The organism is Paraburkholderia phenazinium (genome assembly GCF_900100735.1).
Taxonomy (GTDB): domain Bacteria; phylum Pseudomonadota; class Gammaproteobacteria; order Burkholderiales; family Burkholderiaceae; genus Paraburkholderia; species Paraburkholderia phenazinia.
Map to the genome: position 1 here is coordinate 65,170 of NZ_FNCJ01000001.1, position 20,994 is coordinate 86,163.

The 20,994-nt window shown below is 63.8% G+C and carries 21 protein-coding genes; 4 read left to right on the forward strand and 17 right to left on the reverse strand.

What is annotated here, in order from left to right; genetic code table 11:
• From BLQ92_RS00285 to ugpQ, 4 genes are all read right to left on the reverse strand, one after another.
• Complete coding sequence (locus tag BLQ92_RS00285) at positions 1-804, reverse strand: ABC transporter permease (protein WP_090680361.1); 804 nt, start codon at positions 802-804, stop codon at positions 1-3.
• Positions 801-1,739, reverse strand: a complete 939-nt coding sequence (locus tag BLQ92_RS00290) for an ABC transporter permease (protein ID WP_090680363.1) — start codon at positions 1,737-1,739, stop codon at positions 801-803. The genes BLQ92_RS00285 and BLQ92_RS00290 overlap by 4 nt, the downstream gene beginning before the upstream one ends.
• A gap of 88 nt (positions 1,740-1,827) precedes the next feature.
• Entirely contained in the window at positions 1,828-2,940 is a 1,113-nt protein-coding gene (locus BLQ92_RS00295) for an ABC transporter substrate-binding protein (protein WP_090680366.1), read from the reverse strand.
• 95 nt (positions 2,941-3,035) lie between these two features.
• Positions 3,036-3,818 carry a glycerophosphodiester phosphodiesterase gene (gene ugpQ, locus BLQ92_RS00300; protein WP_090680367.1) on the reverse strand — a complete coding sequence of 261 codons (783 nt, stop codon included), beginning with the start codon at positions 3,816-3,818 and terminating at the stop codon, positions 3,036-3,038.
• 602 nt (positions 3,819-4,420) lie between these two features.
• Between ugpQ and BLQ92_RS00305 the strand changes: the two genes are divergently transcribed.
• Positions 4,421-5,194 (forward strand): DeoR/GlpR family DNA-binding transcription regulator, encoded by a 774-nt coding sequence (locus BLQ92_RS00305; RefSeq protein ID WP_090680370.1) that lies wholly within the window; start codon positions 4,421-4,423, stop codon positions 5,192-5,194.
• A gap of 52 nt (positions 5,195-5,246) precedes the next feature.
• Here BLQ92_RS00305 and BLQ92_RS00310 read toward each other — a convergent pair whose 3' ends face one another.
• Complete coding sequence (locus BLQ92_RS00310; protein ID WP_090680372.1) at positions 5,247-6,914, reverse strand: Na/Pi cotransporter family protein; 1,668 nt, start codon at positions 6,912-6,914, stop codon at positions 5,247-5,249.
• Positions 6,915-7,119: 205 nt separating this feature from the next.
• Between BLQ92_RS00310 and BLQ92_RS00315 the strand changes: the two genes are divergently transcribed.
• Entirely contained in the window at positions 7,120-7,803 is a 684-nt protein-coding gene (locus tag BLQ92_RS00315) for an HAD family hydrolase (protein ID WP_090680374.1), read from the forward strand.
• Positions 7,804-7,912: 109 nt separating this feature from the next.
• Here the strand turns inward: BLQ92_RS00315 and BLQ92_RS00320 are convergent, their stop codons facing one another.
• From BLQ92_RS00320 to tauA, 3 genes are all read right to left on the reverse strand, one after another.
• On the reverse strand, positions 7,913-8,761 hold the full coding sequence (locus BLQ92_RS00320) for an ABC transporter permease subunit (RefSeq protein ID WP_425194892.1): 849 nt from the start codon (positions 8,759-8,761) through the stop codon (positions 7,913-7,915).
• 77 nt (positions 8,762-8,838) lie between these two features.
• Positions 8,839-9,636: a taurine ABC transporter ATP-binding protein gene (locus BLQ92_RS00325; RefSeq protein WP_090680377.1), complete on the reverse strand. Its 798-nt coding sequence runs from the start codon at positions 9,634-9,636 to the stop codon at positions 8,839-8,841.
• Positions 9,637-9,672: 36 nt separating this feature from the next.
• Positions 9,673-10,698, reverse strand: a complete 1,026-nt coding sequence (gene tauA, locus BLQ92_RS00330; RefSeq protein ID WP_090680380.1) for a taurine ABC transporter substrate-binding protein — start codon at positions 10,696-10,698, stop codon at positions 9,673-9,675.
• A 391-nt stretch (positions 10,699-11,089) separates the two neighbouring features.
• Between tauA and BLQ92_RS00335 the strand changes: the two genes are divergently transcribed.
• Positions 11,090-12,913: a methyl-accepting chemotaxis protein gene (locus BLQ92_RS00335; protein ID WP_090681814.1), complete on the forward strand. Its 1,824-nt coding sequence runs from the start codon at positions 11,090-11,092 to the stop codon at positions 12,911-12,913.
• A gap of 102 nt (positions 12,914-13,015) precedes the next feature.
• On the opposite strand, the gene lipA is transcribed toward BLQ92_RS00335, so the two are convergent.
• From lipA to BLQ92_RS00350, 3 genes are all read right to left on the reverse strand, one after another.
• Complete coding sequence (lipA, locus tag BLQ92_RS00340; protein ID WP_090680383.1) at positions 13,016-14,020, reverse strand: lipoyl synthase; 1,005 nt, start codon at positions 14,018-14,020, stop codon at positions 13,016-13,018.
• 13 nt (positions 14,021-14,033) lie between these two features.
• The gene (gene lipB, locus BLQ92_RS00345; protein ID WP_090680386.1) at positions 14,034-14,753 is read right to left on the reverse strand and encodes a lipoyl(octanoyl) transferase LipB; all 720 of its coding nucleotides are present in this window, start codon (positions 14,751-14,753) and stop codon (positions 14,034-14,036) included.
• Between the two features lie 105 nt (positions 14,754-14,858).
• A complete protein-coding gene (locus BLQ92_RS00350) occupies positions 14,859-15,185 on the reverse strand; it encodes a DUF2917 domain-containing protein (RefSeq protein WP_090680388.1) in 327 nt (108 codons plus the stop codon).
• A 98-nt stretch (positions 15,186-15,283) separates the two neighbouring features.
• Here BLQ92_RS00350 and BLQ92_RS00355 point away from each other — a divergent pair, with 98 nt between their 5' ends.
• Positions 15,284-16,240, forward strand: a complete 957-nt coding sequence (locus BLQ92_RS00355) for a transcriptional regulator GcvA (RefSeq protein ID WP_090680391.1) — start codon at positions 15,284-15,286, stop codon at positions 16,238-16,240.
• 60 nt (positions 16,241-16,300) lie between these two features.
• Here BLQ92_RS00355 and BLQ92_RS00360 read toward each other — a convergent pair whose 3' ends face one another.
• The 6 genes from BLQ92_RS00360 to BLQ92_RS00385 form a co-directional block, all read right to left on the reverse strand.
• The gene (locus tag BLQ92_RS00360; RefSeq protein ID WP_090680393.1) at positions 16,301-16,570 is read right to left on the reverse strand and encodes a DUF493 family protein; all 270 of its coding nucleotides are present in this window, start codon (positions 16,568-16,570) and stop codon (positions 16,301-16,303) included.
• An 88-nt stretch (positions 16,571-16,658) separates the two neighbouring features.
• Positions 16,659-17,882, reverse strand: a complete 1,224-nt coding sequence (locus tag BLQ92_RS00365; protein ID WP_090680395.1) for a D-alanyl-D-alanine carboxypeptidase family protein — start codon at positions 17,880-17,882, stop codon at positions 16,659-16,661.
• A gap of 325 nt (positions 17,883-18,207) precedes the next feature.
• The gene (locus tag BLQ92_RS00370; RefSeq protein ID WP_090680397.1) at positions 18,208-18,852 is read right to left on the reverse strand and encodes an alpha/beta hydrolase; all 645 of its coding nucleotides are present in this window, start codon (positions 18,850-18,852) and stop codon (positions 18,208-18,210) included.
• A gap of 8 nt (positions 18,853-18,860) precedes the next feature.
• Positions 18,861-19,184 (reverse strand): (2Fe-2S) ferredoxin domain-containing protein, encoded by a 324-nt coding sequence (locus tag BLQ92_RS00375; protein WP_090680399.1) that lies wholly within the window; start codon positions 19,182-19,184, stop codon positions 18,861-18,863.
• Positions 19,185-19,333: 149 nt separating this feature from the next.
• The gene (locus tag BLQ92_RS00380) at positions 19,334-19,957 is read right to left on the reverse strand and encodes an ABC-type transport auxiliary lipoprotein family protein (protein WP_244106057.1); all 624 of its coding nucleotides are present in this window, start codon (positions 19,955-19,957) and stop codon (positions 19,334-19,336) included.
• 66 nt (positions 19,958-20,023) lie between these two features.
• Positions 20,024-20,986 (reverse strand): MlaD family protein, encoded by a 963-nt coding sequence (locus BLQ92_RS00385; protein WP_090680402.1) that lies wholly within the window; start codon positions 20,984-20,986, stop codon positions 20,024-20,026.
• Positions 20,987-20,994: the final 8 nt, after the last annotated feature.

The following is a 20,994-nucleotide window of genomic DNA, read 5'->3' on the forward strand; positions in this document are numbered from 1 at the left end:
TCAGGGTTTTTGTCCGGCGGCCGCGCGGGCCGAGCCGCGCGCCGAGCCGAATACCTGGATCAGCCCCATCGAGGCCCAGGTGATGACGAACGCGATGATCGCGAGCGCCGACGGTTCATAGGCGCGGTTTGCGCCGATCAGTTGCAGGTACGGCCCGAACGCCGGCCGGTCGAGCAGGCTCGCCAGCGTGAACTCGCCGATCACCACCGCAAAGGTGAGGAAGGCGCCGGACAGAATCCCCGAGCGGATATTCGGAAAAATCACCTTGAACAGGATGGTCGGCCAGCTTGCGCCGAGGCACTCCGCGGCTTCGGTCAAGGAGCGCACGTCCACGGCGGCGAGACCCGCATCGACCGCCCGGTACATGTACGGCAGCGATAGCGTCACGTAGCCGAACACCAGCAGCAGGTCGGTGGCGCGCTCGTTGCCGGTGAGCGGCAGGATCGAGCTGCTGTTGTAAATGCGCAGGTAGCCGAACACGATTACGATGGCCGGAATCACCAGCGGCAGCAGCGTGACGAACTCCACCACCGGACGCAGCTTCGGCAGACGCAGGCGGACCCAGTAGGCCGTCGGCACCACCAGCAGCACGCCCACCACGATCGTCAGGACTGCCATCAGCATCGAGTAGCCGAACGAGGCCTGGAAACGCGGGTCGCCCAGCACGACCCGGTAGGCGTCCAGGCTATACGAATCGCGCCGCATGCGCAGGCTGAATTCGAAGGTAGCTGCGAGCGGAATCAGGAAATACAGCGAGCCCACGACCATCGCGGTCCATGCGCCTACACGCGATTGGCTGTTCATCGACGCCCCCTCTCGGCCCGTGCACGCAGCCAGATGTAGCCGCCGTTCGACAGGCCGGTCACGAGGATCATCCCGAGCGCCAGTGCATAGCCGAGGTTCTGGTTATGCAGCACGTCGCCGCGAATCTGCGCGTACAGCAGGATGGTCACGATGTTCAGCGAGCTGCCGGTCAGGGCATAGGCGGTGGCCACCGCGCCGAACGAATTCGCAAACAGCAGCAGCGTCGCGCCGAGCACGCTCGGCCACAACACCGGCAAGGCGACGTAGCGCCAGTAGTGCAACGAGGTGCCGCCGAGGCAATCGCAGGCTTCGCGCCATTCGCGCTTCAGACCGTCGAGCGCGGGCGTGACGATCAAAACCATCAGCGGAATCTGGAAGTACAGATACGTCACCGTCAAACCGGTAAAGCTCAGGATGCTGAAGCCCGTCGAATACAGATTGATGCCGACGTATTTCTTCAGCAACACCGTGACGAGACCGACGCGCCCGAGCGTGCAGATGAACGCGAACGCGAGCGGCACGCCAGCAAAGTTCGAAGCGACACCGGAGAAGGTCATCAGCGTCGGGCGAATCCAGCCCGGCAAGCGGCCCTGCACGGCAGCCCAGGCGAGCAGCGAGCCGATCACGGCGCCGCCGATGGCCGAGGCCGCACTCACCTTGAAGCTGATCCAGTACGCGTCGAGCACGCCCGGCTGGAACAGGTCACGGAAGTTTGCGAGCGTGAAGTGGCCCTGGGAATCCTGAAACGCGCCCACCATCAGAAAACCGGTCGGCAGGATCAGGAACAGCAGGGCAAAAATGAAGAACGGCGCGACGCCGATCCAGGTCAGGAACTGGGACGATTCTCGCGGCCCCTTGACTTGGGGCGTCGGCGTGGGCACCGGCGGAACCAGCAGTTCCGGTTGCGCCGACCCGATATCCGATGAAGCGGTCATAGGTCACCCTTGGGGCAATCAGACTAACGCCGGGGCCGCGCAGGGCGACGCTCCAAGGAGGCCACGCGGGTCCCGGCACACAGCGAACTTACTTCACGTTCGCGCCGACCACTTCGTCCCAGTGCTTGGTGATCGTGTCTTTATAGGCGTCCTGCTGCTGCAGCGTGGGGAACACCGCGTTCTTGTAGGCCGACGCCGGCGGCAGCTTGTCGAGCAACGCCTGCGGCACCTTCTTTGCGGCAACCAGTTGGCTGTAGCGCATCGGGTGGCAGTAGCCGGTCAGCCAGCCGATCTGGCCTTCGTCCGAATACAGGTATTCCATCCACAGCTTCGCGGCGTTCGGGTGCGGTGCGTAAGCGCTGATTGCCTGCACGTACACGCCGGCTACGACGCCCGTCTTCGGCACCACGACCTGGACCTTCGGGTTGCCCTTGAGCGTGTCGCGATCAGCCAGCGCGTTGTAGTCCCAACGCACGATGATCGGCGTCGTACCTTGCGCAAGCGAAGCAGCCTTACCGATCACCGGTACGAAATTGCCGTTCTTGTTCAGGTTGGCGAAGTACTTCAGACCGGCGTCGGCCGACTTGGCGGTATCGTTCTTGCTCGACGACAGACCGGCTGCGTAGACAGCCTGGATGGCCTGATTGGCCGAACGCGGATCGCCTGCCAGCGACACGGCGTTCTTGTAGTCGGACTTGAGCAGATCGCTCCAGTCGGCCGGCACCTTGTCGATCATGTCCGCGTTCACTTCGAACGACAGCACGCCGTAATAGTCGCCGTACCAGTAGCCGTCAGCGTCCTTGGCCGAATCCGGAATTTCCTTCCACGTCGACACCTTGTACGGCTGCAACAACCCCTCGGCCTTCGCGGTCGGGCCGAACGACAGACCCACGTCGATCACGTCCGGCGCCTGCGGACCTTTGTTGCCCTTGTTGGCCTTGATGGCTTCGACTTCGTCGCCCGAACCGGCATCCGGATTCAGCTCGTTGACCTTGATGCCGTACTTCTGTTCGAAGGCTGCGATCATCGGACCGTAGCCGCACCAGTCGTGCGGCAATGCGATCACGGTAAGCTGTCCTTCCTGCCTGGCGGCGGCGACCAGCGCATCGAGCGGTGCAGCGACAGCGCTGCCTGTGCCTGCTGCGGCGACGCCCGCAACCGCTGACATCGAGATAACACGGCTTAGCCACGTGCGGTTCATAGTAGTTCCCATCCTTTGCCCAAAGTTGCTACGTTAGGAAAACTGCATTTGACGATTGTGTCCGGCGCGCCCACTCCCGGGGCGCTTGCCATGCGTTACGCCAGATCGCTGGGCGTGGACAGCATGTCGTGCGCAAGCATATCGATGCGATCGGTACAAATCATGTCAACGCCCCATTGCGCGAGCAACGCTGCGCGTTCGGGATCGTTCACCGTATAGACGAGCACGCGCAAACCCGCGGCACGGATCTCGGCAACCAGTTCCGCAGTGAGATGCTTATGGCTCGCATGCAGGGAGACGCAATCGAGTTCTCGCACGATGCGCAGCCAGTCGTCCGGCACCGCTTCGAACAGCATGCCGCGCGGCAGCGAGGGCGCAGCGTCTCGGGCAGCCGCGAGCGCTTCGAAAGAGAACGACGATAACAGCGGTTGCGTCTGCCCCTGCCAGAGCTCGAGGGCAGCAGCGGCGACGAGCCGGCCGGTAATGACATCGCGGCCAGGACAGGGTTTGATTTCGATGTTGGCGGCAATGCCGTCCTGAGCGCAGCGGGCGGCAGCCTCGGCGAGAGTCGGCAGGCGCTCGCCGGCAAACTCCGTGCCGCGCCACGAACCGGCATCGAGTTGCGCCAGTTCCCGCCAGGTATGCCCGGCGGCTGCGCCATGCCCGTTGGTCGTGCGATCGAGCGTGTCGTCGTGCAGTAAAAAGAGCTGATCGTCCGCCGAGAGCTTGGCGTCGAATTCAACCATGCGATAGCCGTAGCGCTTGCAGGCGTCGAACCCCGCAAGGGTATTTTCCGGCGCGAGCGTTCCACCACAGCGATGCGCGACCAGCCGCGGATACGGCCAGTCAGCGACAGTGCGATCAATTCCAGTTCCCACGTCTGTGTACCTTCGAAATAGACCGGATCTCATCCCTTACCCATACAGCCACAGCTAGCGCAAACGTATATGTTCTTATCAATGCCTGGCCGGTCGTGGCGCTGAGCGGTTTCGATGGCGTTGCCGTTCGGCGATGGTCCGGTGCTTGTTATGGTTTATCCCTGCAGCGCAGCATGCACTCCCTGGCGCAAGGTATCGTGCAACGCGCGCTTCGCCTCCGTCATCGTCGGGATGACGAACCGGGGGACGGTACTATCTCGTCAGCAAACTGCTAGCTGCAGACCGCCATCGGCAGCAGCGGCAACATAGGCCGCCGAGTCTAGTATGGAGCCAGCATACGGCAGCTTGCTTGCCAAAAACGACAATCAATGTTCGAAATTGGACATTTCAATTCCTTTTCGAACATTCCACGTTCGATTCGCTAGCAAACGTCCAATGTGCGAAGGCTAAATTTAAATACACAAATTTGCAAGGGACCAAAAAAATACAACACGAAACGGGTAAAGTAGGACCAATGACATAGGCACGACACATAAGCATGTCAGTGATGTTATAGGCTCTAAAAGGCCGCTCAGAACGACTCATACGCAAAGGGAAAATGCATGTGGCAGGAAGACCGTCATCAAAGAATTCGCGCGCTGTTATCGACCCTGCAACGGGTGTCGACCGAACGGATCATGGCGGATCTCGGTGTCTCGCGCGAAACTGTCCGGCGCGACCTGCTCGACCTCGAGGCACTCGGTGAATTGCGGCGGGTGCACGGCGGCGCCATCAAGCCGGATGACGAAGCTCCGATTGCAGAACGCGCCCATACCCGCGTCAAATCGAAGACAGCAATCGCCAAGGCGGCAGTGGGCGTGATTTCCAGCGGACAGACGCTGTTCATCGATGCGGGCACGACCACCGCGGCGCTGGCCGAAGAACTGGCGAAGCTAGCGAATCTGACGGTGGTGACCAACTCGATCGACGTGGCGCTGAAGTTGCGCGGGGTAACCGAGCAGCAGGTCGACGCCGGCAACAAGGTCATCCTGCTGGGCGGCTCGATCAGCGACCGGGCCATGGCGACCGGTGGAAGCACGACAATCCTCGAGATTCATCGCTACCGGGCGGACGTGGCGTTGCTGTCGCCGGTCGGCATCGACCACCGGCACGGCGCCACCAATTACGACCATGAGGAGACGGAGGTGGCGCGCGCGATGGTCGCCAACGCCCACCGCGTGGTCATCCTCGCCGACTACAGCAAGATCGGCCAGCGCAGCCGCATCTCGTACTGCCAGACCGAACAGATCGACGTGCTCATCACCAACAAGAAGGCGGCCGAGGCCGCCGACTTCGCTGCGCTGAAGAAGAAGGTCGCGCGGGTCATCCTGGCTTAAAGGCTGTCCAACCGGGAACCCAGTCGCAGCGCCATCGCCTCCCGCCTGCGCCCTATTGCGGCGCGTGCAGCGTATCGAGAACGCGCTTGCGCAAGCGCGTCTCGCGCAGCGCGCCGGCTGCGTCGAGCACCGGATACGCGGTTGAACAGAACAGCGAGTTCAGGCGCTTCATATCGCTGATCATGTCCAGATGCAGCGCGCTCGTCTCGATGCTGCGCAAAGTCTGCCCGGCCAGGCGGTCCAGGTGTGCATACGAATACACCCTCTCGAGATCGCGAAAGCGCTCCTTCTCTGCCAGCAAGCGCTCCGCACAACGCAGATCGTTGTTGAGGAACACGGATAGCCCGAGTTGCAGATTGCTGACGAGACGCGCGTGCAGATCTTCCAGCTCGCCCAGCCCCTGCTCGGAGAAAGCGAGCCGGTGGGCGATCTTCTTTTCCTCGATGTCGATCACGATACGCTCGATGATGTCGCCTGCATGTTCGAGGTTGATCGTGAGCGCAATGATGTCGGTCCAGCGGCGGCTGTCTGCCTCATCGAGCTGTTCGCGGGAAATGCTTGATAGATAGGCTTTGACGGCGGCATAAAGCTGGTCGACGTCGTCGTCCATGCGGGTCGTCTCGCGCGCTTTGGCAAGGTCGTTATGGTGAATCAGTTCGCCGACGTTATCGAGCATCGTGCGCACGATGTCGCCGATGCGCAGCACTTCGCGCGCCGCGTTGGCCAATGCCAGAGATGGGGTCGAGAGCGCAGCCTCGTCCAGATGCAAGGCATGCAGTTCGCCGTTCTGCGCCGGGCGGTCCGGCAGCACCCGGTTGCAGACGCGGGCAACCGGGTCGATCAGCGCGAGGCACGCGCAGCACCGCAGCGTGTTGTAGAGCAGATGAAACCCGACCACCGCCTCACGCGGGTTGCCGATCAACACGGGCAAGCCGCGCGCCAGCAGGGATGTGAACGGCAAGATCAACAGCGCGCCGGCCAGCTTGAACACGAGGCTGCCCAGCGCCAGACGGCGCGCCGCCGCGTTTTGCGCCAGCGTGCCGCTGAGCGCCAGCAAGCCGCTGCCCAGGTTTGCCCCGATCACGAGGCACAACGCCACTTTCAGCGAAATCACCCCGGACGACGCCAGCGTCGCCGTCAGCAGGACGGCCGCGAGGCTCGAGTAGGAAATCACCGCGAAGCCCGCGCCGACCAGTGCGTCGAGCATCGTGTCGCCCGTTAGCGCACCGAACATGACGCGCACGCCGGCGGCCTGCATCATCGGCTGCACCGCTTCAACGATCAGATGCAGCGCCAGCAGGATCAGCCCTAGGCCGATCGCGGTGCGCCCCGCCTGCCCGACGCGGGTCTGCTTGCGGGACAGGAAGAGCGGCACGCCCACCAGCACGAGGATTGGCGAGAGCCACGAGAGATCGAGCGTCAGCACGCGCGCCATGAGTGCCGTGCCGACATCGGCGCCCAGCATGATCGCCAGACCAATGGTGAGCGGCAGCAAGCCTTGGGCCGCAAACGACGTCACGATGACCGCGGTGGCGTTGCTGCTTTGCACGAGGCTAGTCACCGCGATACCGGACCCGAACGCCCGTAGACGACTACCGGTGCTGCGGCCGAGGGCCGTGCGCAGATCCGCGCCAAGCACGCGCAGGATGCCCGTGCGAACGATGTGCGAACCCCAGACGAGGAGCGCCACACCGGAAAGAAGGTTCAGGAGAATCAACATAGGGCACGACGCTTCTCATTCTTCCAACCACGACCCAACCCGCGTGCCGCCAGCTCGCGACACCCGGAGAAATATGACAGTAGTGTTGCACAAATTTGGCTTATTGTATTTTTGTGTATTTGAATATACGATCTGCCAACATGCGAAAAAGCGTGCCTTGCCGGCAGCTAGCCGGTTTCTGAGAGTGGATGCAAGGAACCCTTAGATGAGTCGTAACCTCGCGCTATTCGATCTGGACCACACGTTGATCCCCCTCGACAGCGATCAGGCGTGGGCCCACTTCATTGCGAAGCTGGGCGTGGAAGGCGCCGAGCGCCACGCGGAAGAAATCGATGCGTACTACCGCCAATACGTGGCCGGCACGCTCGACATGACCGATTACCTGAACTACACGCTGGCTCCGCTGGCGCGTCATTCCCGTGCGCAACTCGATGCGTGGCATGCCGCGTTCATGCAGGAAGTGATTGTCCCGGCGATCCGCCCGGCCGCACGCGAGCTGATCCAGCGGCACCTCGATGCAGGCGACCTGTGCTGCATCGTGACCGCCACGAACGTGTTCGTCACCGCGCCGATCGGCCGCGCGCTGGGGTTCGAGCATCTGCTTGGGATCGAACTGGGCACCGAAGGGGGCGATCCCCTCGCCCGCTATACCGGCGCCGCAGTGGGCGTGCCGACCTTCCGCGAAGGCAAGATCGTACGCACCGAAAGCTGGCTGGCGTCGTTGGGTTACGCGTTGCAGGACTTTCCGAAGAGCTACTTCTATAGCGATTCGATCAACGACGTGCCCTTGCTCGAGCGTGTCACGAACCCGGTGGCAACCAACCCGGATGAACGGTTGCGGACGATTGCCCGCGAGCGGGATTGGCCGGTTCTCGAGTTGTTCGCCTGAGACGAGAGCGGCTGGAAGCGGCGTGCGCGCCGCTTCGCTTGAGGCTTCAGGCTTCAGGCTTGAGGCTTCAGGCTTGAAGCTTGAGAGTAAGGGGCGGCGTCAGCGACGCCTACGCCCGCCCCTTCCATGGCACGAGGCGCCGCTCCAGCGCCCGCATGCCGAGGTCGAAGATCCACGCGATCAGGCCGATCAGCACGATCCCCATCACTACCACGTCGGTGCGCAGAAAGCTCGACGCGTTCAGCACCATCTGACCCAGCCCCGCCGTGGCCGCAACCATCTCCGCGGCGACCAGCGTGGTCCAGCCGAAGCCGATCGCAATCCGCAGTCCCGTGAGGATCTCCGGCAGCGCCGCCGGCAGCACGACATGGCGCACGATCTGCGTGAACGAGCCACCCAGCGAATACGCAGCATGAATCTGCTCGACAGTCGCGCTGCGTGCTCCGGCACGCGCCGCCATGGCGATCGGCGCAAAACAGGCGAGATAGATGACGACGATCTTCGCCGTCTCGTCGATGCCGAACCAGATCACCACCAGCGGCAAATACGCGAGCGGCGGCAGCGGCCGGTAGAACTCGAGCGGCGGGTCGAGCAGCCCGCGCGCCACACGGCTCACTCCCATCAGGATGCCGACCGGCACCGCCGTTACCGCCGCCAGCGCAAAGGCGCCGAAAACGCGCAGCGCGCTCCACGCGAGATGCTGCGACAAGGGCAGACCGCCCTGGATGCGTCCATGGCACGCGTCGATGAAGGCGGCCCAGACCGCTTCCGGCGTCGGCAGAAAGAGCGGCGGCAGCCAGTGCAGATGCGTGGCGATCCACCACAACGCGGCCAGCACGCTCACCGAAGCCAGGCTCAACGCGGCGGTCGGTCCTTCGCCCGGCATGCGCCACGCGCGGACCGGCCTCGCCCGCTTTTTGCGCGGCGGTACCGAGGCGGCAAGCGGAGCCTCCAGCAAGTTGTCCCCGAGTGGAGTCAACGGCGTCTGACTATGCGAATCAATCAGCGAACCACCCAGCGAATCATGCGAAACAGTCACGACAGCACCTCTTCCGGCGCCCGCTGATGCAGACGCCGCACCAGCCGTTCACGCCACTCGATAAACTCCGCCGACGACTTCACCGCCCGGGCATCGCGCGTCTCGAGAAAGCGCCGCGCGAACGGCAAATCGTAGCTCTCGGCGATACGCCCCGGTCCCGGCGTCATGACGACGAGACGGGTCGCCAGAAACAAGGCCTCTTCGACGCTGTGGGTAATGAAAAACACCGTCTTGCGAGTGCGGCCCCATACGTCGAGCACGAGCTCCTGCATCGACTCGCGCGTCATCGCATCGAGCGCGCCCATCGGCTCGTCCATCAGCAGCACCTGCGGGTCGCTCGCCAGCGCCCGGGCGATCCCGACGCGTTGCTGCATCCCGCCCGACAAGGCATAGACGTGCGTGTGCGCATGCTGCTCCAGGCCCACCAGCGCGAGCATCTGTAGCGCAATACGCTCGCGCTCAACTTTCGGCACGCGCTGAAAACGCAGCCCGAGCGCAACGTTGTCGAGCACATCGAGCCACGGCATCAGCGCGTACTTCTGGAACACCACGCCACGATCCGCGCCGGGTCCGTTGACCGGCTCGCCGTTCAGACGGACTTCCCCGCCGCTCGGCTGGATGAAACCGGCGATGCAATTGAGCAGGGTCGTCTTGCCGCAACCCGACGCGCCGAGCGCCACGACGAACTCGCCCGACTCGATGCGCAGATCGACATCGGCCAGCGCCACATGCGGGGCCGCGCCGCGTGCACCTTCATACGCGACGTGCAGCCCCCGGATCTCCAAAGCACTCATGGGCAGGCCTATGGGTTCCAGATACGACGCGCCGCCTTACTCATGCGCCGCTTGCTGCACGAAGTGCGGATCGACGCCCGCCGAATAGTCCGACAGCACCGTCTGAATCGTCCCTTGGGTCTTCAGGAACGCCGCCGTCGCAGCCAGCGATTTCGCCGCTCCGGATTGCGCGCCGCCGCCGAGCCACGTGCTGGACGCCTGCTGGGCCAGCGACGGGAAGGCATATAGCGCGAGACTGGCCGGCACGTCCTCGGCACTCGCTCCGGACTCCTTGGCGACCGCCGCCACTTGCGGCGAATTCGCGGACCATGCCGCAGTGTGATCGCGATAGTTCGCATCGCTTGCGGCCAGCACCTTAACGAAGCGTGCGACGAATTCGGGGTTTTGCTGAGCGAACTTGCGGTCGACCACGAAGCCGTCGAAGGTCGCCTTGCCGGTCTCCTGCGCGACCTGGCCCGAGGTGATCAGCACCTTGCCGTTCTTCTTCACCTTGGCGAGGACCGGGTCCCAGATGTAGGTAGCGTCGATGTCGCCGCGCTGCCAGGCGGCTGCGACTTCCTGCGGTCGCAGGTTGACGATCTTCACGTCCGCCGGATTCACGCCCGCATTTTGCAGCGCAACCAGCGTATGGAAATGCGAGGTCGAGACAAACGGCACGCCGATTGTTTTACCCTTTAAACCAGCCAGGCTCGTCACACCGGAACCATCGCGCGCGACCAGCGCCTCGGCATTGTTGATGTTATCGAGAATCCAGAACAACGAAATATCGACGCCTTGCGACAGGCCAGCCGCGATCGGGCTGGAACCGGCCTCACCGAGCTGCACCGAACCCGAGGCCAGCGCGCGAACCACTTCTGCGCCGCTGCCGAGTTGACGGTAGACCACTTTGTAACCGGTCTCCTTCTCGACTTCGCCAGTGGCCTGCGCGTAGCGCCACGGCACAACCATGTCCTGATATGCGATCACGACTTCTTTGGTATCGGCATGAGCGGCGCTCGCAAAAGGAGCGGACACGGCAAGCAGCGCCACGAGCGCGGCGAGCGGGCGAAGGAATCGGTTCATCGAGAGGCCCCGTTTTAATAAGGTGTTTGGGAGGCTTTCGACTATAGGGAGTTTGGACGGGGCCGGTTCTAACGATTTCTCGATTGCTAATCACGCTGTTCGAACATTGCTTTTCACGCTCGGTTAGATGAGCGCAGACCCAAGCGCTACCGGCCGGCCAGCGGCCGATGTCACCTCAGCGTCAAGTTCTGCAGCGATTATGCCGATATCCTGTCGGCGTGCCCGCATGGCGAGTGCAATGGCTTCCGGCCTTGCGTGGTGCGCAGCAGCATCGCGCTTTTGGAGATCGGGTACGGCGGTAGTGTGCGGGGCATGGGTGTTTCGCTAAGGCATGACGCAAGCAGGTCATGCCGCCCATGAACAATAAATGACAACACAAACGGACTACGAAATGTCTTCATCGATTCGCACGCGGATTCTCGTCACGTGTGTCGCAATCCTGGTAACCGCGCTCGCGGTGACCGGCGGCCTTATTTACTACGTAGTGAAAACCGACAACGATCGAGCCGTCGGACAAAACCTCAAATCCATTTCCACCGGCCATGCGCTAGCGATCGACGAATGGGTCGCCGGGCGCGCCGGGATCGTGCAGGCGCTCGCGGATACCCTGCCGGTCGGCGAAGGCGATCCGGTGCCTGCTCTACGGCTGCTCGCGAAGTCGGGCGGCTTCCAGGTCACAACGCTGGGTTTGCCTGATAAAACAGCCTACACCTCGGCCACCACGCCGCTCGCTCCCGGCTACGATCCCACGGGCCGCCCGTGGTACAAGCAGGCCGTCGCGGCAGGCAAGCTGGTGGTGACGAAGCCCTACGCCGACGTGGCGACCGGCAAGCCCGTGGTGTCCTTCGCGGTGCCCTTGCTGCGCGACGGCACGCTCAAGGGGGTGATCGCCGCGAGCGTGTTCCTGGATGGTGTGAGCTCGGTCGTGACCGCGGTCCACCCCACTCCCGCCAGCTTCGCCTTTCTCGTCGACCAGAGCGGTCATCTGGTGGCAATCCCCAAGAGCGAACTGATCCTCAAGCCGGCAACCGACCTCTCGCCCGACCTGACCGACGACGCACTCGGCACGTTGCAGGGCTCCACCGAGCCGATCGCAGCCAAGGTCGACGGCGCGACCAAGCTGCTGCACGCGGAGAAGATTCCAGGCACCGACTGGAGCCTCGTGATCGCGCTCGACAAGTCGGACGTGACCGCAGGCATGCGCGCAGTGGCCACCACCACCGTGATCGCGCTGATCGTCGTGGCGCTGATTGCCGCCGTGCTGGTCGGCGCGTTGACGAACACGGCGTTCCGCCGCGTGCTGGTCGTGCGCGATGCGCTGAACGATGTCAGCTCGGGCAGCGGCGACCTCTCGAAGCGGCTGCCCGCGAACGGCGACGATGAAGCGGCGCAGATTGCACGAGCCTTCAATCGGTTCACCGAAAAGATCAATGCGACCCTCATGCAGATCCGCGAGAGCAGCAAAACGGTGAACCATGCCAGCGCGGAAATCGCACAAGGCAATCTCGATCTGTCTAGCCGCACCGAGCATGCGGCGTCGAGCCTGCAGGAAACGGCGGCGGCGCTCGAGGAACTCACCGGCACCGCGAAGAACTCGGCGGACGCCGCCAGCCAGGTCAACCGGCTCGCCGAATCGGCCTCGACGGTGGCGGTACGCGGCGGCCACGTGGTCACGGAAGTCGTGACGATGATGAACGAGATTACCCAGGCCTCGCGGGAAATCGCCAACATCATCGGCGTGATCGACGGCATTGCCTTCCAGACCAATATCCTCGCGCTCAACGCCGCCGTCGAAGCCGCACGCGCGAGCGAGCACGGCCGTGGCTTCGCCGTGGTGGCCGGTGAAGTGCGCGCGCTGGCGCAGCGCAGCGCGCAGGCCGCCAAGGAGATCAAGCAGTTGATCAACTCATCGGTGCAAAAGATCGAGGCCGGCTCCGATCTCGTGCAAACCGCCGGCAAGACGATGGAGGAGATCGTCGAAGGCGTGCGCAACATCACGAGCGTGATCGGTGAGATCACCGTCGCGACCTCGGAACAGAGCACGGGGCTGGGTCAGGTGAATCAGGCGCTCTCGCAACTGGACAACGTGACGCAGCAGAACGCGGCGCTGGTGGAGCAATCCGCCGCGGCGGCGAATCTGCTGAAGGAAGAGGCCGCGACGCTGGCCGAAAGCGTGGGCACGTTCAGGTTGTCGGAGCAGCGCGTCGCCGCATAGCAGCGGCTGGCGGCTCGCGGCAGTCCCTATAAAGCAAAAGCCCGCATATGCGGGCTTTTGTCTTTTAGCGGAGTGCTACGTTTCGAGTAGCTTAAAGCAAGCTCAAACCACGCCGGCGCCATGCGCCTGCAGATCCGCGTGATAGCTCGAACGCACCATCGCGCCCACTGCCGCGTGCGTGAAGCCCATCTTGTAGGCTTCTTCCTCATACATCTTGAACGTATCCGGGTGCACGTACGAGCGCACCGGCAGGTGATGCTCGGACGGTTGCAGGTACTGGCCGATCGTCAGCATGTCGACGTCGTGCTCGCGCAGATCGCGCATCACCTGCAGAATTTCCTCTTCCGTCTCGCCCAGACCGACCATCAGGCCCGACTTGGTGGCGACGTCCGGATGCAGCGCCTTGAAGTCCTTCAGCAGCTTCAGCGAATGCGCGTAGTCCGAGCCCGGGCGTGCTTCCTTGTACAGACGCGGCACCGTTTCGAGGTTGTGGTTCATCACATCGGGCGGAGCGGCATTCAGAATGCCGAGCGCGCGGTCCAGACGGCCGCGGAAATCCGGCGTCAGGATTTCGATGCGCGTTTCCGGCGACAGCTCGCGGGTCTGGCGAATGCATTCCACGAAGTGCGCAGCGCCACCGTCGCGCAGGTCGTCACGGTCGACGCTGGTGATCACCACGTACTTGAGCTTGAGCGCTGCGATCGTGCGGGCCAGATTGCCTGGCTCCTCGACATCCAGCGGATCGGGACGGCCGTGGCCGACGTCGCAGAACGGGCAACGGCGCGTGCACTTGTCGCCCATGATCATGAAGGTGGCGGTGCCCTTGCCAAAGCACTCGCCGATGTTCGGGCAACTCGCTTCTTCGCAGACGGTGTGCAGGTTGTGTTCGCGCAGAATCTGCTTGATCTCGTAGAAACGCGAATTGCCGGTGGCCGCCTTCACGCGAATCCAGTCCGGCTTCTTCAGCTTTTCGATCGGGATGATCTTGATCGGAATGCGCGCCGTCTTGGCTTGCGCCTTCTGTTTCGCCGTAGCGTCATAAACGGCGGGCGCAACTGCACCTTCAGGGGTAGCAGTGCCGGCGAGGTTCGCGGTAACGTCAGTCATTCGTTCGATCCAGTCAGGCGGTCACGACACCGGCCTGCGGTTGGGCGACGGCCGCGGGCGTGCCGTCGATGTTTGCGGTGAGGCATGCGGCAAAGGTCCGGGCTACCTCGTCCCAGCCGGCAGCGACGCCGAGCGTCGCCATATCGACGGTTTCGAGCCCCGCGTACCCGCATGGGTTGATGGCCAGAAACGGCCGCAGATCCATCTTCACGTTGAGGCTGACACCGTGATAGCTGCAGCCATTGCGGATTTTCAGGCCCAGCGCGCCGATCTTAGCGCCGGCATGCGGCCCCACATCCGGACCGGGCGCCACATAGATGCCAGGGGCGCCCGCCTTGCGTTCTCCGGCGAGATTATACGCCGCGAGCGTGTCGATCACGGCCTGCTCGATCCGCGTGACCAGCTCGCGGACCATCAGCTTGCGGCGGCGCAGGTCCAGCAGCAGGTAGGCGACAACCTGACCGGGTCCGTGATAGGTAATTTGCCCGCCGCGGTCCACCTTGACGAGCGGAATGCCGCTGTCGGCAGACAGCAGATGCGCCGGATTGCCGGCCTGGCCGAGGGTAAAGACAGGCGGATGTTCGACCAGCCAGATCTCGTCGATCGTATCGGCGCTGCGCTCGTCCGTGAAGGCGCGCATCGCCTCGAAGCTGGCTTCGTACGACTCGAGCCCGCGCCAGCGCAGCGTGAGCAGGGGGGAAAGTGAAGGCGGGGAAGCCGGCGTAGCACACATAATGCCCACAGTTTACCGAAATACTGAGATGCCCGCCGGTCCCCTTGCAATGCCAGGCATCCCGTTCCAGCCAGTTAATGCCCAAACGGCGGCCCAAACGGCGCCTCAGACGGTGCGCCAGCCATCCCGCAGCCGCATGCCAAAGCGGTCGCCGAGCCGCATCAGCCAATCGAGCGCCCGCACATCCGCCCGAGCCGGGACGGCGAACGCTACCTGTGCCTCGGGGCCGCCTTCGACGCTCAGCCAGAGCCGCTCGCCACGCCGCAGCCGCAATGTGTGGCCAGACTCCAACCAATAGTCTTCAGTGTCGTCGCTGCGCGTCACCCACACCGCACCGCAGTTCACCTTCAGCCGGGTGCTGCGTGCAATCTTCATCGGAACCGTTTCGCCCGCCTTGATTTCGAACGTGACACTAGAGGAAATTTCTCGCATGATGGCCTCGCCAAAAAACGTTTCGTGGCTACAATCGTAGGCGTAGCAAGGGTTTACGCAAAACGATCAATTTTCACCTCTATGTGAGAAAAATTGCGATGGACCTTCGACATCTCCCCGCGCTCAACGCGATCAAGGCCTTCGAAGCCGCCGCCCGGCACGAGAGTTTCTCGCGCGCGGCGGACGAACTGTTCGTCACGCACGGCGCGGTCAGCCACCAGATTCGGGCGCTCGAGGCGGAATTGGGGGCAAAACTCTTTGCCCGCGACGGCAAACGGGTGCGCCTGACCGAGGTCGGCCGCCGTTACGCCGCGCAGGTGCGCAGCGCCCTGACGGCGCTCGCCGAGGCCACCCGGGAAATCCGCGCCGGCGACCGCGAGCGGCGCCTGGTGGTGTCGATGCTGTCGTCGTTCGCGGCGCGCTGGGTGACGCCGCGCATCGGCAGTTTTATCGAAGCCCATCCGCAATGGGATCTCGAACTGCTGTCCACCAATTCGCTGACGGACTTCGCCCGCGACGACGTCGATGCGGCGATTCGCTTCGGCTACGGCAAATATCCGGGCCTGCACGCCGAGCTGCTGCTCGAAGAGATCTTCTTCCCTGCCTGCTCGCCCAATTTCAACGGCGGCAGGCTGCCGAAAGTCCCGGGCGACCTCGCCAAAGTCCCGCTTCTGCGCTCCGACGACGAGCTGTGGCGCCCGTGGTTCGACGCCGCCGGCCTCGCCGACTGGCCCGAGCCGAAACGCGGCGTGCTGTATCAGGATTCATCGAACCTGCTGCAGGCCGCCATCGACGGTCAGGGCATCGCGCTTACGCGCCGCTCGCTCGCCATGCATGAGATCGCTGCGGGGCGCCTCGTGCGGCTATTCGATGTGGATGGTCCCAGCCCATGGCAGTACTACTTCATCTGCCCGCCGCAAAGCATGCAGGCGGAACGGGTGCGGGCGTTTCGGGATTGGGTGTTCGAGGAAGTGGGACAGTTCAAGCAGCTCTTCGACCAGGCTTGCGCAGCCGGGCCGCAAAGCGCGGCGGACGCATTGCACGTCGCACCGTAATCCGCTTGTAGCGAGCGGGAAACTCAAGGCAGACCGGGGCGCAAAGCGCCCCGCCACCCCTTACAGCACGACTTTCACCATCGGGTGCCCAGTGAGGGCGCGATAGATATCGTCGAGGTGCGCGCGGCTCGTGGCCCGCACCGTCACCGTCAGGCCGGTGTAATTGCCGCCGCTCGACGGCCGGGTCTCGACGCGCGAGGTGTCGACATCCGCGTCGAACTGCTTGACCACCGTCACGATCGTCTCGGCAAACTCGGGATGCGACTTGCCCATCACCTTGATCGGAAAATCGCAGGGAAACTCGAACAGCGAGTCATTGTCGGGTTGCATCTTTCACTCCTCGGCAACGGCTCCCGCAGCATCGCTGCCGGAGCCGTCCGTCATCAGCCAGCTGCGCAGGCAACGCGCGCGCCAGCGCTTACTTCTTCTTGTTGAACATCAGCATCAGCGAATCCCACACGCGGCCCACCACGCCGGCTTGCGGCACGGCCTGCAGCGCGACGATCGGGAACTGCGAGATCACCTTGCCATCCGACACCAGCTTCACCGTGCCGACCTGCTGGCCTTCGGCGATCGGCGCGATCAGCGGGTCGATATGCTCGACTTGCGGCTTGGCCTTGTCGGCGACACCCTTCGGCACCGTGATGTACTGATCGGCCTTCACACCGATCTTGACCGTGTCTTCCGCACCCTTGTAGACGCGCGGCGTCTCGATCACCTGACCGGCCTTGTACAGCCGCACCGTGTCGTACGCGCTGTAACCGTAGTTCAGCATCTTCAAGCTGTCTTCGACACGGTCGTGCTCTTTCACTTCACCCATCATCACCGAGACGAGACGGCGCGACACGTCCGACGAACCCGGCAGCGGGCGCTTCGCGCTCGCAATCAGGCAGTAGCCGGCCGCTTGCGTGTGGCCGGTCTTCAGGCCGTCGACCGTCGGATCGATCCACAACAGGCGGTTACGGTTCGGCTGCTTGATCTTGTTGTAGGTGAATTCCTTGACCGAGAAGATGTTGTAGTAGTCAGGGAAGTCGCGAATCAGGCGCGCCGACAGGATCGCCAGGTCGCCCGCGCTCGTGTAGTGCTGCGGGTCGGGCATGCCGTTCACGTCGGCGAAATGCGTGTGGGTCATGCCGAGGCGCTGGGCTTCGGTGTTCATCATGTTGACGAACTGCGCCTCGCTGCCGCCGACCAGCTCGGCCAGCGCGATTGCAGCGTCGTTGCCCGACTGGATGATCATGCCGTAGACGAGGTCGTGCACGGACACGGGCTTGTTCGCCTCGATGAACATGCGCGATTCGTCGGTCTTGACGCGGCGCACCGCTTCGCTCGGATTGACGATCTGCTCCATCGTAATCTTCTTCGTCTGCAGCGCTTCGAAGACCAGATAGGCGGTCATCAGCTTGGTGAGCGACGCCGGTTCGACGCGCTCATCGGCGTTGCCGGAAGCGAGCACCTGATTGCTGGTCGCGTCGACCAGCACCCATGAGCGTGCGTTCACCGCCGGCGGCGGGACCTGCGCGAAGGCGGCCGTGCTCGCGACCAGCGAGGCTGGCAGCAACACGCCGAGCGTCACCGCACGGCTGATGGTATGGGGAACGAAGGACGAGAGTGACGAAAAGCCGGAGGTGGAAAAACGCATAGGATCGATTCGGGCAGAAATATGCATCGCGCCCGGAGGCGCGCGGTTTGGAAGAGCCGGTCGGCGAGCGCTGGCCGCGTAAAAGCAGCGCGGCGCCCGTTGGACTTCCGGCCACACGATCGGTTCGCGCAACGCGCCCCGGCATCCGGCGCTGCCCTCATGCAGCGGCGCGCAACCGTGCGCCTGTCAGCCGGATGGGCCGCGCTGCGCCCAAAAAAGAGCGCTCATTATACGCGCGCCAGAGAGGCAAGCTTGCGGATAGCGTGTCGATAAATGTTGATTTGACGCGTACCTGTACCCCGGAAAACGTGTGCCGACCCTCTGATTACCGCCATGCGTCGACGATGATGCGCTTGAGGACGTGCAGTTTTCGATGCAGAAAATGCTCGGCGCCGGGGATCACGACCACCGGCAATTCCTGCGGCCGGGCCCAGTCGTAGACCGATTGAATGGGGACCGTATCATCGGTTTCGCCGTGAACCACAAGCGTGTTTTCCGGCACCGGCGCCACTTCCCAACGGCTCGCCGCGGTGCCGACAAACACCATCCGCTCGATCGCCTGCCCTTCTGCGACAAGCCGCGCGGCCACATGCGAGAGCACGAAGGTGCCGAACGAAAAGCCCGCGAGTACAAGGGGCAGATCGGCCTGGCCCGGCTGCGCCCGCATGTAATCGAGCACGGCGCGCAAGTCGTCGCGCTCGCCGATGCCGGCGTCGTGCTCGCCCTCGGTCTTGCCCACGCCGCGGAAATTCGAGCGATAGGTCACGTAATTCAACTGCGTGAGCGTGCGGACCAAGGTCACCGCGACCTTGTTGTCCATCGTGCCGCCGAATAGCGGATGCGGGTGCGCCACCAGCGCAATGCCGCGCGGCGCCGCGCCGTTTTCGCGCACGTCATCGGGCAGATCGAGCGCGACCTCGATCTTGCCGACCGGCCCGTCGATCAGGAACTGTTTCGTATGATTATTCATCGCGCTGCTTACTGATCGATTTTCAGACGCTCGACCACCTTGCCGTTCGCAAGATGCGATTCGACGATCTCATCGATATCGCTCTCGTCGACATACGTGTACCACGTGCCTTCCGGATAGATGACGATGGCCGGCCCTTCCTCGCAGCGGTCAAGACAGCCGGCCTTGTTGATGCGCACCTGGCCCGGACCCGCGAGGCCCAGTTGCTTCACGCGCTTTTTCGCGTGCTCCTGCATGGCTTGCGCGTTGCAGTTCGCGCAGCACGGGCGCTCCGCACCGGGTTCGCGCTGGTTGAGGCAGAAGAAGACGTGGTACTTGTAGAAAGAATCCATGATGTCCGGGGCGAGACGGTAAGGGGGAGCGGGATGGGCGCCTGCGGGTTCAAGCACCGCGGCGCGCCTGTAGTGCGACGATTATAGCGACGAGGGCATACAGGTGCTCGGACACGCCAGTTGCTCGCTGCTGCACCCGCTCACCGCGCTCACTGCGCGGCGACGAGCGCCTGCACGCCAAGCCACGCGGAGATCTGCGCGACGAGATCGTCGCTCGCCGCGGCAAGCGCTTGCGCCCCGCCCGCAGCGTCGGACGAACTGGCCGGCGCGCGGGCAATGAAGGTGCGTTGAGCGAGCACCTTGCCGCCTTGCGTCAGCGTGGCGCGCGCGGTGACCGCGCCGTGGCTTTGCGCCTGGCTGTCGAAAATCTGTTCGAACTCGCTCAGATCCACCTTCAACACCGGCGCGCTCACGCCGTCCGCGCCGGTCAGCACTGTGCCGCGCTGCGACAGCGCGTTGCGCAGGCGCTGGGTCAGCAGCGCGGACGGCGCCATGGTCCAGTGGCTGTTCGCATAGGCGGCGGTCTGCTGCGCGTCGGCATAGCTGAGCCGGTAGATCAGCTTGTCGGAGTTGAGTGTCTCGGGGGCCGTCACATCCAGCACCTTGACCGCCGGCATCGGCCCGGAGGTGGCCGTCTGCGGCGCCGGGCCGAGGTCGTAGCGGATGTCGGCGAGCGCCGCCGGCGTGCCCGCGCAGCCGGCCAGCATGCCGAACGCGAGCACGGCCGCCAACGCAGCGCCAGCGGAACGCAAATTGCGGAGTTGGCTACGCATCGAGCTGTGAAGCTGGCTTCGAAGCGGGCGATGAAGCAAGCGAGTCATGATGTTCATCCTTTCAAATCATTTTGCCGCGGGCGCTGCAGGCCACGTAAAGCCAGGCTCGCCCGGACCGGGCGAAGCCGGCGGAGCGCCGAACAGCACACTGCGCGGACTGGTGCTGAACACGTCAGCCGCGCGGTCCACCGAACGCATGGTGGAGCGCACATCGTCAGCCAGTGAATTGACGCGCGGCAACGTGTCGTACCCCACTCGCGCCGACAACTCCTGCACCGAGGTATTCATCGAGGTCAGCGCGTCGCCTGCCTGCTGCGCCGCCGTGCCGACCTTGTTCAGGTTGCTCTCAAACGGACCGTCCGGCCGGTTCAGGCCGGTGATCAGCTGGTTGGTCGACGCCAGCGTGCGGTCGAGCTGGTCAATCGTCTGCGGCAGCTTGCCGGCCGCCGGCGTCATCTGCTTCGTCAATGTCGTGACGCCGTCGGCGGCATGCTGCAGGCTCGCCGCCGTCGCCAGCAACTGGTCGCGCATTTCCGGCGACAGCACGTCGTTCACGTCGTCCGCGACCCGCTCCAGCTTGCGCAGCAGGACCTCGCCGCGCTGCTGCAACTGATCGAGCAGGCCCGGACGCATCGGCAATTGCGCAACCTCTTTCAGCGACGAAGGCAAGGGCGTCAGATCGCGCCCCGTATCGTCGAGCTGGATGAAGGCAATACCGGTTACGCCCTGAAAACCGAGGCTGCCGAAGGTCGAATGCGTGATCGGCGCGTGCTGGTCCACCAGAATCCGGATCAGGATCTGCCCGGGGTGTTCGCGATCGAACTTGATCGACTGCACCTTGCCCACGTCGAGGCCGCGATAGCGTACCGCGGCGTCCGTGTAGAGTCCGGTGACATTGGTGCGGGCAATCAGATCGTACGGCACGCGCACCGAACGGTCGACATTGAACAAAAAGGCCGCCGCCGCGATTGCCACCAGCAGCACCACCGTGAAGAGCCCAGCCCAGAAGGCATGTGATTTGTTTTCCATTGTCAGGT

Excerpts from the sequence above, each read along its gene's own strand:
- BLQ92_RS00285 (WP_090680361.1), bottom strand. The coding sequence starts at position 804 with ATGAACAGCCAATCGCGTGTAGGCGCATGGACCGCGATGGTCGTGGGC.
- BLQ92_RS00290 (WP_090680363.1), bottom strand. The coding sequence starts at position 1,739 with ATGACCGCTTCATCGGATATCGGGTCGGCGCAACCGGAACTGCTGGTT.
- BLQ92_RS00295 (WP_090680366.1), bottom strand. The coding sequence starts at position 2,940 with ATGAACCGCACGTGGCTAAGCCGTGTTATCTCGATGTCAGCGGTTGCG.
- BLQ92_RS00305 (WP_090680370.1), top strand. The coding sequence starts at position 4,421 with ATGTGGCAGGAAGACCGTCATCAAAGAATTCGCGCGCTGTTATCGACC.
- BLQ92_RS00310 (WP_090680372.1), bottom strand. The coding sequence starts at position 6,914 with ATGTTGATTCTCCTGAACCTTCTTTCCGGTGTGGCGCTCCTCGTCTGG.
- BLQ92_RS00315 (WP_090680374.1), top strand. The coding sequence starts at position 7,120 with ATGAGTCGTAACCTCGCGCTATTCGATCTGGACCACACGTTGATCCCC.
- BLQ92_RS00325 (WP_090680377.1), bottom strand. The coding sequence starts at position 9,636 with ATGAGTGCTTTGGAGATCCGGGGGCTGCACGTCGCGTATGAAGGTGCA.
- tauA (WP_090680380.1), bottom strand. The coding sequence starts at position 10,698 with ATGAACCGATTCCTTCGCCCGCTCGCCGCGCTCGTGGCGCTGCTTGCC.
- BLQ92_RS00335 (WP_090681814.1), top strand. The coding sequence starts at position 11,090 with ATGTCTTCATCGATTCGCACGCGGATTCTCGTCACGTGTGTCGCAATC.
- lipA (WP_090680383.1), bottom strand. The coding sequence starts at position 14,020 with ATGACTGACGTTACCGCGAACCTCGCCGGCACTGCTACCCCTGAAGGT.
- lipB (WP_090680386.1), bottom strand. The coding sequence starts at position 14,753 with ATGTGTGCTACGCCGGCTTCCCCGCCTTCACTTTCCCCCCTGCTCACG.
- BLQ92_RS00350 (WP_090680388.1), bottom strand. The coding sequence starts at position 15,185 with ATGCGAGAAATTTCCTCTAGTGTCACGTTCGAAATCAAGGCGGGCGAA.
- BLQ92_RS00355 (WP_090680391.1), top strand. The coding sequence starts at position 15,284 with ATGGACCTTCGACATCTCCCCGCGCTCAACGCGATCAAGGCCTTCGAA.
- BLQ92_RS00360 (WP_090680393.1), bottom strand. The coding sequence starts at position 16,570 with ATGCAACCCGACAATGACTCGCTGTTCGAGTTTCCCTGCGATTTTCCG.
- BLQ92_RS00365 (WP_090680395.1), bottom strand. The coding sequence starts at position 17,882 with ATGCGTTTTTCCACCTCCGGCTTTTCGTCACTCTCGTCCTTCGTTCCC.
- BLQ92_RS00370 (WP_090680397.1), bottom strand. The coding sequence starts at position 18,852 with ATGAATAATCATACGAAACAGTTCCTGATCGACGGGCCGGTCGGCAAG.
- BLQ92_RS00375 (WP_090680399.1), bottom strand. The coding sequence starts at position 19,184 with ATGGATTCTTTCTACAAGTACCACGTCTTCTTCTGCCTCAACCAGCGC.
- BLQ92_RS00380 (WP_244106057.1), bottom strand. The coding sequence starts at position 19,957 with ATGCGTAGCCAACTCCGCAATTTGCGTTCCGCTGGCGCTGCGTTGGCG.
- BLQ92_RS00385 (WP_090680402.1), bottom strand. The coding sequence starts at position 20,986 with ATGGAAAACAAATCACATGCCTTCTGGGCTGGGCTCTTCACGGTGGTG.